Genomic DNA, 949 nt, shown 5'->3' with positions numbered 1-949 from the left:
AAGCTCGAATGCCTCAAGCGCGTCCATAAGCTCAACCACTTCGCGCTACGCGCGAAGCTCTATGTCGAGGCGCTTCAAGCATGCCTTCGGCGAGCTCAGGCGACTGAAGGCGGCTGCGTAACATCAGTTAACGAATAGTAAACGGTATTTGATCAGCGTTTCCTTAGCGTACGATTTTTTCCGTTTCGTGAGCTGACCCCATCCTGTCTAGATCCGCCCCTGAGGCGCTTAATCGGCTGTTTTTCCTCTCCCAACCTCCTGCTGTTCGGCCCGTTCCATTGCCCCGAACCGAGGCTGTTCCACGGCCATTGGGTCGCCGCCGCCCTCACCGGCTCTGCTTCGTGTCGCGTTGATCACCTGCGATAAGTTCACTTATCGTGCCTGATCTTAGACCCCTAAAACCGTATCTAAATTCTCATAAAACGGTTTACGCAAAAAATATACAAACTCCCGGATCGCGGCTAGAATGGCCCCGCCAGCCCATTCCCACCGCGAGGTCCACAACGGCGATCGGCTATCCTTCGGGTAGCCAACCGGAGACCAACCATGCAGACCCAGTTCAACATCCACGAGGCCAAGACACACTTGTCTCGGCTCACCGAACAGGCAGAGGCCGGCGGTGAGGTGGTCATCACCCGTGCTGGCCAGCCGGTCGTGCGTCTGGTGCGAATCAGTGAGGCACCGAAGCGGCGTGCGCTCGGTCAACTGGAGGGGCGCTTCAGGCGGCCCGACGAGCCGGCGCCGCCGATCCCGGAAACGCCCAGTGACCTCATGGCGTCGTTCGACGGGCGCGGAAACATCGCCGATCAGCTGGCCATGCCGGCGGGCGACGAAATCGACGTTTGGACTTTGGACAAAAACACGCTCCTTCCCAGTGCCCAGTAGGCCTTCTTGAAACTTTTCGTGGTATGCATCCGATCAAGCCGTCGCGGTGAGCCTCGGTTGGCGC

1 protein-coding gene and 1 pseudogene are annotated in these 949 nt (G+C 58.9%); both read left to right on the top strand.

Features of this window, described 5'->3' with window-relative positions:
- Positions 1-121: pseudogene (locus tag GJ668_RS21330) on the top strand (IS701 family transposase); the annotation flags it as partial.
- A 425-nt stretch (positions 122-546) separates the two neighbouring features.
- Positions 547-885, top strand: a complete 339-nt coding sequence (locus tag GJ668_RS19830; protein WP_155451802.1) for a type II toxin-antitoxin system Phd/YefM family antitoxin — start codon at positions 547-549, stop codon at positions 883-885.
- The last annotated feature ends 64 nt before the right edge of the window (positions 886-949 follow it).

It is taken from the genome of Allochromatium palmeri (assembly GCF_009720725.1).
Lineage (GTDB): Bacteria > Pseudomonadota > Gammaproteobacteria > Chromatiales > Chromatiaceae > Thermochromatium > Thermochromatium palmeri.
Note: the sequence above shows the minus strand (reverse complement) of the source record. Positions and strands in the feature narration are given on the sequence as shown.

Excerpts from the sequence above, each read along its gene's own strand:
- GJ668_RS19830 (WP_155451802.1), top strand. The coding sequence starts at position 547 with ATGCAGACCCAGTTCAACATCCACGAGGCCAAGACACACTTGTCTCGG.